The organism is Methylibium sp. (genome assembly GCF_013817365.1).
In the GTDB taxonomy this organism is placed as follows: domain Bacteria; phylum Pseudomonadota; class Gammaproteobacteria; order Burkholderiales; family Burkholderiaceae_C; genus Methylibium.
Window position 1 is genome coordinate 1 of record NZ_JACDCU010000172.1, and the last position, 7,632, is coordinate 7,632.

Annotated in this window: 9 protein-coding genes; 4 read left to right on the forward strand and 5 right to left on the reverse strand. The window is 66.9% G+C overall.

Translation table 11 applies throughout. The features are described from left to right. From hprK to raiA, 3 genes are all read right to left on the reverse strand, one after another. The coding region (gene hprK / locus H0W38_RS11610; protein WP_292454098.1) for an HPr(Ser) kinase/phosphatase at positions 1-959 on the reverse strand (959 nt) is incomplete at its 3' end. Between the two features lie 40 nt (positions 960-999). Then, positions 1,000-1,470 (reverse strand): PTS sugar transporter subunit IIA, encoded by a 471-nt coding sequence (locus H0W38_RS11615; protein WP_292454101.1) that lies wholly within the window; start codon positions 1,468-1,470, stop codon positions 1,000-1,002. A 210-nt stretch (positions 1,471-1,680) separates the two neighbouring features. Beyond that, the gene (gene raiA / locus H0W38_RS11620; RefSeq protein ID WP_292454104.1) at positions 1,681-2,025 is read right to left on the reverse strand and encodes a ribosome-associated translation inhibitor RaiA; all 345 of its coding nucleotides are present in this window, start codon (positions 2,023-2,025) and stop codon (positions 1,681-1,683) included. Positions 2,026-2,374: 349 nt separating this feature from the next. On the opposite strand from raiA, the gene corA reads away from it, so the two are divergent. The 3 genes from corA to H0W38_RS11635 all read left to right on the forward strand — a co-directional run bounded on the left by corA (position 2,375) and on the right by H0W38_RS11635 (position 5,593). After that, positions 2,375-3,349: a magnesium/cobalt transporter CorA gene (gene corA, locus H0W38_RS11625; protein ID WP_292454107.1), complete on the forward strand. Its 975-nt coding sequence runs from the start codon at positions 2,375-2,377 to the stop codon at positions 3,347-3,349. Between the two features lie 318 nt (positions 3,350-3,667). Beyond that, positions 3,668-4,597, forward strand: a complete 930-nt coding sequence (locus H0W38_RS11630) for a MerR family transcriptional regulator (RefSeq protein WP_292454109.1) — start codon at positions 3,668-3,670, stop codon at positions 4,595-4,597. A gap of 129 nt (positions 4,598-4,726) precedes the next feature. Further along, a complete protein-coding gene (locus H0W38_RS11635; protein ID WP_292454112.1) occupies positions 4,727-5,593 on the forward strand; it encodes a ferritin-like domain-containing protein in 867 nt (288 codons plus the stop codon). Between the two features lie 24 nt (positions 5,594-5,617). Here the strand turns inward: H0W38_RS11635 and H0W38_RS11640 are convergent, their stop codons facing one another. After that, complete coding sequence (locus H0W38_RS11640; protein WP_292454115.1) at positions 5,618-6,268, reverse strand: glutathione S-transferase; 651 nt, start codon at positions 6,266-6,268, stop codon at positions 5,618-5,620. Between the two features lie 134 nt (positions 6,269-6,402). Here H0W38_RS11640 and rfaE2 point away from each other — a divergent pair, with 134 nt between their 5' ends. Beyond that, a complete protein-coding gene (rfaE2, locus tag H0W38_RS11645) occupies positions 6,403-6,834 on the forward strand; it encodes a D-glycero-beta-D-manno-heptose 1-phosphate adenylyltransferase (protein ID WP_292454121.1) in 432 nt (143 codons plus the stop codon). Here the strand turns inward: rfaE2 and rrtA are convergent. Continuing rightward, entirely contained in the window at positions 6,795-7,472 is a 678-nt protein-coding gene (gene rrtA, locus H0W38_RS11650; RefSeq protein ID WP_292454118.1) for a rhombosortase, read from the reverse strand. The genes rfaE2 and rrtA overlap by 40 nt on opposite strands. Positions 7,473-7,632: the final 160 nt, after the last annotated feature.

The window sequence follows — 7,632 nt, forward strand, 5'->3', positions numbered from 1 at the left end:
CAGCCGGTGGATTCGCCGGCCTCGAGCGCGAGACGGTGGCGGGCCAGGAACTCCTGGTAGGTATCGATGCCGCGCAGCTGCAGGATGGTGTTGCGCACGGCGGCCTCGACCAGCACGGCAAGGTTGCGGCCGGCGTCCACCGCGATCACCACTTTGCGCACGGGCACATCGATGATGGGCTCGAAGAGCGGCTCGTAAGGCAGCCGCTCGAACTCGCGCTCCAGCGTCTCCGTGCGCACCATGTGCACGATGAGCTTCAAACGCATCTTGCGGCGCACCGCGGTCTCGCCGAAGATCGATTTGATGTCGAGCAGCCCGATGCCGCGCACCTCCAGCAGGTTCATCAGCAACTCGGGGCAGCGGCCCTCGATGGCGGTTTGCGAGATGCGGTAGAGGTCCACCGCGTCGTCGGCCACCAGGCCGTGCCCGCGCGAGATCAACTCCAGGCCGAGCTCGCTCTTGCCCAGCCCGGACTCGCCGGTGACAAGCACGCCCAGGCCCAGGATGTCCATGAAGACACCGTGTCGCGTGGTGCGGTCGGCAAAGTGCTGACCCAGGTGCGTGCGAAGCACGTCGATCACATGCCCCGCCGGCTCGGCGGTCACGAACAGCGGTATCTCGGCGCGTTCGCACAGAGCCACCAACTGCTCGGGCGGCGGCTGGTTGTCGGCAATGATCACCACCGGCGGCTCGAGGGTGACGATGCGCGAGACCCGCCGGGCCTGATCTTCGGGCGAGCAGTCGAGCAGATAGCGCACTTCGCGCCGTCCGACGATCTGCACGCGGTAGGGGTGGATGTAGTTGAGGTAGCCGACGAGGTCGGCTGCCGACTGCGCGTCGCGCACCGCGAGCTCGTCGAAGCGGCGCTCGGGGTGGGCGTGACCCGCCAGCCATTCCCAGCGCAGGGCGGCACGATGGGCCTCGAACAGCGCCTCGGCGCTGATGACGGTCGGCTTCATGGGTGACCGCGCCGCAGCCGGCGGGCCCGCCGCCCGGGGCTCAAGCGACCGACTTCAGCGGTTCCCAATTCGAGATCAGTTCGTGCAGCTTGGCGGCGTCCGGTTCTGCCTTCAGCTTCTCGCGCAAGCCGCGGTCGGACAGCAGTTCGGCGATCTCGGAAAGGATCTCGAGGTGGCGCTGGGTAGCCGCCTCGGGCACCAGCAGGAAGATCAGCAGCGAGACCGGCTCGTCGTCCGGGGCGTCGAAGCCGATCGGCTGCTGCATGCGGATGACGGCAGCCAGCGGATTCTTCAGGCCCTTGATGCGGCCATGCGGAATGGCCACGCCGTGCCCTAAGCCGGTCGAGCCGAGCCGTTCGCGAGCGAACAGGTTGTCGGTGACTGTGGCGCGGGCGATCGCGTGGCGGTTCTCGAACAGCAGGCCAGCCTGCTCGAACACGCGTTTCTTGCTGGTGGCGTCCACGGCGACCAGAACATTGCTGGCGGGCAGGATGGCGGCGAGACGATTCATCGGATCGGGGTGTCGGTTCCGGCGGACCTGGCCGACACGTGGGCTAAAACTGAAAGGAAATTATAGGAAGCGCAACGCGCATGGGGAGATGCGCTGGCCGTTCACCCCGCATGCGGGTGGCAAGGGTTGTCGTGCGGCAACGGCTCTGAACGGCGGGAGCACAAAAAAGCGGCCTGGCGGCCGCCCCCGGGGTCCATTGCACTCCGTTGCTTACTGCAGATCGGTCGCGTCGAGCCGTTTGGCCGACGCGTGATGATGGTCTTGCACCCGGTCCTTGTGGCGGCAGACCTGGCGATCGAGCTTGTCCATCAACTCGTCAATCGCGGCATACATGTCTTCGTTGGCCGACTCGATGAAGATGTCCTTGCCCTTGGCGTGCAGAGTCACCTCGGCCTTCTGGCGCCTCTCCTTTTCCTTGAGTTTCTCCACGGTCAGCAGCACGTTGATGTCCACCACCTGATCGAAGTGCCGGGTGACGCGGTCCAGCTTGGTGAGCACGTACTCTCGCAAAGAGGGGGTCACGTCGAGGTGATGTCCGCTGATCGTCAGGTTCATAAGTGCTCCTTTCACGGGGTTGGAAGGCAGACCCTTCCGGCGCACGGGGCAAGCCGGGACGGTCGAATCCAGTGTGCGCCGGCGCCTGTCTCGTGACAAGCCGATGACCGCGCCGCCGCGGGGCCGGCGCGACCTTGCCGTACGGGCCCGGATGCCATAATTCGCGGTCTGGTTTTCGGAGCATCCGTTGGACCTCACCCCGCCTCGGTGACCGTCCACTCCAACCGCCCCCGCGCCGCCCGGTGCGAGGGGTTGCCGGGAGTGAGGCGGTCGCCTTCTCCCGGCGCCTGAACCCTCCCGTCAGGTGCCATGCGCGGCGCGCCACGCCGCCCCGGTTGTTGGAGTACGCATGCTCAACGTCTTCACGCTGGCCAATGGCCGGCTGTTCCAGGAAGAAATCGAAAGCGCGGATGCGCTGGCCGACGTGCAGCCGGTGTGGGTCGATCTGGAGAACCCCACCGCCGAGGAAAAAGGCTGGATCGCCAGCCGCTTCGGTCTCGTCATCCCTGATGACATCGTCGACGACGACATCGAGGAATCCGCACGCTTCTACGAAGAAGACAACGGCGAGCTGCACATCCGCTCCGACTTCCTGGTCGACGAAGACGCCGGCCCCGATCGCAAGGGCGCACGCAACGTGCGCGTGGCCTTCATCCTGCGCGACAACGTGCTGTTCTCCGTGCATGTGATCGACCTGCCGGTTTTCAGGCTGTTGCGGATGCGCGCGCGGCGCATCCCGGCGCTGATCGAAGATGCCAAGGACGTGCTGCTCAAGCTCTACGATGCCGACGCCGAGTACTCGGCCGATTCGCTTGAGGGCATCTACGACGCACTGGAGAAGGTCAGCACCCGCGTGCTGCAAAAGGAAGTCACCGATGCCGACGCCGCCGAGATCCTGGCCGCCATCGCCCGTCAGGAAGACCTCAACGGCCGCATCCGCCGCAACGTGATGGACACGCGCCGCGCGCTCAGCTTCATGATGCGCAGCCGGCTGCTCAATGCCGAGCAGTTCGAGGAGTCGCGCCAGATCCTGCGCGACATCGACTCGCTGGACTCGCACACCGCCTTCCTGTTCGACAAGATCAACTTCCTGATGGACGCCACGGTCGGCTTCATCAACATCAACCAGAACCGGATCATCAAGATCTTCTCTGTGGCCAGCGTGGCGCTGCTGCCGCCGACGCTCATCGCCAGCATTTACGGCATGAACTTCCGGGCCATGCCCGAGCTCGACTGGAGCCTGGGCTACCCGTTCGCGCTGGCCCTGATGCTCGCGAGCGTGGTTACGCCGTTCTGGTACTTCCGGCGAAAGGGCTGGCTGTAAATGGATCGGCGTCGCCGGTACGCTGCTGCGCCGCTGAAGCTTATCGTCCTGAAGGCCCGGGAAGCTGGGGGCGAGCTGCGGGCCGAAGGGGGCGGCTCGCTCCGGGCCAGCCGTGTTGGGGCAAAGCACTCAGCGCGATACGCGGCACGGCGAGAGTGGCCTGTCAGACTGCTCGAGCCCCAGCCGGATGGCAAGTTGTCTTGGTCATGGCGCGGCTCTAAACTGCATCATGCCAAAAAATGCGTTGAATACCGATGATTGTCCAGGACGATCGCGGCCACCTTCGTATTCGGCTGCCGGCCGGCCGGACCCCCTGACATGAACGAGCACGACCAGCGGCAGTCCGCGCTGCTTTCCATCGCCGCCGTGGAGCGCGACACCGGCCTGAGCAAGGACACCCTGCGCGTGTGGGAGCGTCGCTACGGCTTTCCGACTCCCGCGCGCGACGTGTTCGGGGAGCGCGCGTACTCGGTTGATCAGGTCGAGCGGCTGCGCATCATCAAGCGGCTGATGGACGCCGGTCACCGGCCAGGGCGCATCGTGGCACAGCCGATCGAAGCGCTGCAGCGGCTCGGCGATCCCTCAACGCCGAGCGGGCCCGGCGACGCGGCGGCATTGCCCGATCTGCGCGCCTACATCGACCGTGTGCGCGCTCACGACGTGGCAGGGCTGCGGCGCGAACTGGCGCAGGCGCAGTTGCGGCTCGGGTTGGGGCGCTTCGTGGTCGAGATCATTTCGCCGCTCAACACGCTGATCGGCGATGCATGGATGCGCGGGCACCTCGAGATCTTCGAGGAGCACCTCTACACCGAGTCGCTGCAGGTCGTCCTTCGCAAGGCCATCGACAGCGTGCCGGTGCCCCACCCGGGCAGCCACCCGCTGGTGCTGATGAGCACCTTCCCGAACGAGACGCACGCGATCGGGCTGCTCATGGCCGAGGCGCTGTTCCTGCTGGAGGGCTGCCGCTGCGTGAGCCTGGGTCCGCAGACGCCGATCTGGGACACCGTGCTGGCGGCCACCGCGCTGCGTGTGGACGTCGTGGCCATCGCTTTCACGGCCGTGCTCACGCCGGCCGTCGTCTTGGAAGGACTGTCCGAACTGCGCAGCAAGCTGCCCGGCTCGGTTGACGTGTGGGCCGGAGGGGCCGCGCCCGTGCTGCACCGGCGGCCGACGCCGGGCGTCACCGCAGTCGCGTCGCTGGCGCAGATTCCGGACGAGGTACGACGCTGGAAGGCCGCGCGATCGTAGGCAGGCGGGGGGCTGGAGCGCCGAATGCTCCGCAGTGCACGTCAAGGCCACGTCACGGGTCTTCGACCCTGTGATAAACGTGAAATACCCCACACCTACAATTCCGCAGGCTACAAGGAGGTCGCCGTCATGCTTTACCCCGAACTCTTCAAGCAGCTCGAATCCGTCCGCTGGAACATGGACACGGACATCCCTTGGGACCAGTTCGACGCCAGTCTGCTGACCGAGGAACAGGCGCAGACGATCAAGATGAACGCGATCACCGAGTGGGCGGCGCTGCCGGCCACAGAGATGTTCCTGCGCGACAACCGCGACGACAGCGACTTCTCCGCTTTCATGAGCGTGTGGTTCTTCGAGGAGCAGAAGCATTCGCTGGTGCTAATGGAATACCTGCGGCGCTTTCGGCCCGACTTCGTGCCGACCGAGGCCGAACTGCACGAGGTGCGCTTCGAATTCGATCCTGCGCCGGCGCTGGAAACGCTGATGCTGCATTTCTGCGGCGAGATCCGCCTGAACCACTGGTATCGCCGTGCCGCCGAATGGCACAGCGAGCCGGTCATCAAAGTGATCTACGAGACGCTGGCGCGCGACGAGGCCCGCCACGGCGGCGCCTACCTGCGCTACATGAAGCGCGCCATGAACAAGTTCGGCGACGAGGCGCGCGCCGCCTTCACCAAGGTCGGCGTGCTGATGGCCAGCGCGCGGCGCACGGCGCAGGCGCTGCACCCGACCAACCTGCATGTCAACGAGGCACTGTTTCCGCGCGATACCGTGCAGTCACGCCTGCCCAACCCCGAATGGCTCGAGGCCTGGCTGGACAAGCAGATCCAGTTCGACGCCGTGTGGGAGAGCAAGGTGGTCGAGCGCATCCTGCACAACCTCAGCCTGCTGATGGAGCGCAGCTTCGCCAGCGTGCAGGAGCTCAACCGCTATCGCAAGGAACTCACGCAGTCGCTGGCCGCCGCGGCCGCGGCGCGCGGTCCGAAGCCGGCCTGATCGAAATCGTGGATGGTCAGCGCTTCAACGCGACGCGGTGAGGCGCTGCTGATCGGCCTTGCGGTCCGCGGCCACCTTCTGCGCGCTGGGCCGTTGCTCGATCAGCTTTACATAGGCCTTCCAGTCGATGCCGGCGGCGGCCACGAGATCGGTGCCGTACACCGCGCGCGTCGCCAGTCCCGCCAGCGGCAGGTGCACGTAGGCCGAGCAGTCGGCTAATGAGAACGCTTCGCCCGCAACGTGCGGTAAGAACCGGGCCAGGCGCTGAAAGGCGTGGAGGTTCTTCTCGATCTGCGGCCGCACGCGCTCCAGGAACTTCTCCGGCAGCGGCGAACTGAAGAAGGCCTGCGGGTAGAGCTGGCGCACCGAGAGTTCGAGGTGCTGCTCGAGAAAGATCGTCAGCTCACGCACCTTGGCCACCTCCCACGGATCGGTCGGCAGCAGCGGCGGGCTCGGGTGCGTGGCCTCCAACCAGTCGACGATGACCTGGCTCTCGCACAGCGGCCCTTGTGGGGTTTCGATGTACGGGATCTTGGCGAGCGGAGACGAAGCCATGACCTCTTCGCCGCCGCCCGTCTTGACCGGTTTTTCCTCGAACGGGATGCCTTTTTCCAGGAGGACCAGCTTGACCTTGTTGTAGTAGTTGGAAATCGGCATGCCGCACAGCGTGATCATCGAATCGCTCCTTCGAAGGGTTGCCGCGCAGTCTAGGTCGAAGCCTGTCGGTGCGTTGCCGCCAGAGTGACAATGAACCGGTGAATCTCCCTTTGCCTGCCTTCTGCGACAAGCTCTGCACGCCTGACACGCTGATGCCGCGCCTGCAGGCGCTGGCCCGCCCGGTGGTGTTCACCAATGGCGTGTTCGACCTGCTGCACCGCGGGCACGTGACCTGTCTTGCGCAAGCGCGCGCCCTCGGCGGCAGCTTGGTGATCGGCCTCAACAGCGATGCCTCCGCACGCGGCCTCGGCAAGGGCCCCGGGCGGCCGCTCAACGGCGAGACAGACCGTGCGAGCGTGCTGGCCGCGCTGGAAAGCGTTGACCTCGTGGCGCTGTTCGACGCGGCCACGCCGGTCGAACTGCTGGCGCGGGTGAAGCCCGACCTTTACGTCAAGGGCGGCGACTACGACATCGAGACACTGGCCGAGACCGCGCTGGTGCGTAGCTGGGGCGGGCGGGCGATCGCCATTCCTTTCGTCGCGGGCTACTCGACCACGTCCCTGGTGCGACGCATCCGCGGCTGAGCCAGCAGCGAGCCCAGCACGGCGCCGGCCACGGCGCCGGTGCTGTGCGCGATCGGCGCGACCGGAATGTCCCAGCCGTCCGGATAAGCCAGGGGCCCTTGCCACGGCGCCTCGAAGAGAAGCTTGAAGCCGAGCACTGCGGCGATCACCCCACCCACCCGCCGCTGCGCCCCGGTGCCCCGGCGCAGCAGCACCGCAGCCACCACCGCGACGCCGCCGTGCAGCACCCCTGACAAGCCGCCATACCGATGCAGCTCCGGCATGAGCAGCAAGCCGACATGCGTCAGCGGCCAGGCCAGCATCCAGGCCAGCGCGGCGCGCGCATCGACCCGGGCCACGGCGCCGAGCGCGATGACCAGCACGCCGCCGATCAGGTTGGCGACCAGATGCAGCGTGCTCAGATGCACCCAGGCCGCGCTCCATGCACGCCACGGCTCGCCGGGCCAGAGTGCCGGCCGCCAGCCGAGCACCGTGGCCGCGGCGGGATCTGTGGCAATGAAGAGGCTGGGCAGCAGCAGCACGGCACCGACCAGGCACCAGGCGAGCGTGCCGACCCGTGCACGCGTGAGGAGTGTCAGTTCAACCTCGCGCAGGCGCGCGGCGCCGCAGTCGGTTGCCTGTCGCGTCGCCCTGGGCAACGTGCTCGGCTCGGGGATGCCGGCGTTCGGTCGCCGGCCGCGCGGCGCCTGTGCGAGGACGTCGCCGCGAGGCCCGGAGCCCCGTCATGGCGGGCCGAAAACCGCTCCGACCAGCGCCCGCACCGCGTCGCGCTGCGCCGCGTGGCTGCCGGCCTCGAAC